The organism is Paraclostridium tenue, assembly GCF_039521565.1.
GTDB classification, from domain to species: Bacteria; Bacillota; Clostridia; order Peptostreptococcales; family Peptostreptococcaceae; genus Paraclostridium; species Paraclostridium tenue.
On sequence record NZ_BAAACP010000042.1, the window covers coordinates 1 to 2,193 of the forward strand.

A 2,193-nucleotide genomic window follows, 5' to 3' on the forward strand; every position below is an offset into this window, starting at 1 on the left:
TAGCTTAGGATTAGCTTGAACATAGATAGGTGTTATTAAAATAGAACTTAATAACATTGAACTTATTAATTTTTTATGCATAATAGCCTCCGTTGTTGTGATTTTCTGTAATATTATACAATTAGTTTAAAAATTTTTAATGAAAGTATATATTTTTTTACTTTATATAAGTATTTTTCAGAAGTATATAATTAAAATTTAAAAAAAGGAAAATATGATTATTAGGATATGATTTCATATTCATATCCTAATAATTGTATTTGGAAATATTAACTCTTTGTTTTTATAGATTTAAAATAATTTTCCCAAATTGATTTACCTGTATCAAGTGTGTATAAGTCTAGAACGGGTGCTCCTATGTTTCTATTAGGAGTAATTTTGTTAGTTAATCTAGCTCTTCCACTATTAACTTCTTTAACTACGTTCATGTATATCATTCCGTAAGTATTACCACTTTTACTATCAATTAATGTGTCTCCATCATTTGAATCTGTTATAAATACTCCAAGAAGATTACCATTTGTATCAAATTTGGCTCCCCATAAAGATACTATATGGCTAGACCCAAATGGAGTGTCATAAGATATTCCAATACCTTTATTATGATATAGATTATCTAATAAACAATAATTTAGATCTGGAAAATATGAACATCCTATTTGACCTGTTATACTAGTATAATCATCAAACACATCTGGGAAAAATCCACCACGATCATCTATTTTATTTTCAGGTAATCTATAATTTAAATCATGACCATTTAAGAACCAAAATAGAGTGCTTCTAGGGTGTATACCTTTTTTATTTGGATTTCCAAAACATTTTGTAATATATCTAAATAAATCATCTGGATTTTTTCTAAAGTTAGAAATAGTTGCATTTTGAGAAATTCCAAATTCTTTATTAATGCAAGTTGAATTTTCTCCATGTAAATTTAAATATCTATTTATATAATCAGAATTTTGATCCATCCACCAATTTAACATGTTTGCAGCAGCAGCTCCAGAACAAAGGTAGTCATCTCCAGCACCATGGAAAACTTTGTTAGCATCATACCAACCCATTCCTGGTTTGTATGGAGTAATTGGGATTGTGTAACCAGCTAAATTTAAGATAGTAAAATCACTATCACTTGGTGGGGTAACTCCTTTTGAAAAAACATCATAACTTTCTATTGTTCCTTTATCATCTTTATGTAATTTAACATTACTTGTTTTATCATCTAATATTTTTTGTAGTATAAGTTTATTTTGATTATCTATAGGCAATTTATTAATTGATTTAACATTTACTTTAACTTTTAAACTGTTAGTTGTTCCTTTATCATCTTTAACAGTTAAAGTTATAGGGTATTCACCTGATTTAGAAGTGTTTACGTTCCCTGAGTAAATTATAGATTTAGATATATTTTTTCCTTCTATATCTTTGGCTTGGGCATTTAGCATACTATATTCAAATTTATCACCTTGTTTTATTGTTAAATCTTTTGCAGTTATAACAGGAGGTTCGGTTTTAATTTCAGGTTTTTCTTTTACAACTACAGTTACTTTTTTGATAGTTGTTAATCCTTTACTGTCTTTTGCAGTGATAGTTATAGTGTAGTCTCCAGCTAAATCAGTATTAACCTTTCCTTCATATTGAACGTCTAAGTTTTTATCTTCTTTATCAGAAACTTTAACATTTAACATAGATGTATCAAATTTTTGACCAACTTCAAGTGTTAAATTCTCATTTGCAGTTATAACAGGAGGTTCATTTTTAGTTTCAGCTTTAATTTCAGGCTTTTCTTTTGCTACTCTTGATAATACTGTTATTGATTCTGCTCTAGTTATATTATTTGTAGGATTAAGAAACCCTAAATCGTTACCTTTTAAATATCCTTGTTCTATAGATCCTTCAATATATGGTTTAGCCCAATTGGAAACTTTACTTTTATCAGGATATTTATTTAATTTATCATAGTTTACATCTTGTTGATTTTTTATACTTATAAGTATTTTAGCAACTTCTTCTCGAGTTATTGTTTTATTTGGCTTAAATGTTTTATCTTCATATCCATTTATATAACCAGCTTTGCTAGCTATGCAGATATCATTATAGTACCAATCATTTGTATTTATATCAGAGAATTTTATATCTTCTTTGTTATTAAATCCAAAGTATTTGTTTACTAACTTTACAAATTCTGCTCTT

Annotated in this window: 1 protein-coding gene; it reads right to left on the reverse strand. The window is 26.9% G+C overall.

The window, feature by feature from the left end; all coding sequences use genetic code 11:
- Positions 1-269: 269 nt before the first annotated feature.
- Positions 270-2,193: IdeS/Mac family cysteine endopeptidase (locus ABFX13_RS14460; protein WP_346047211.1), on the reverse strand; the 1,924-nt coding region annotated here is incomplete at its 5' end.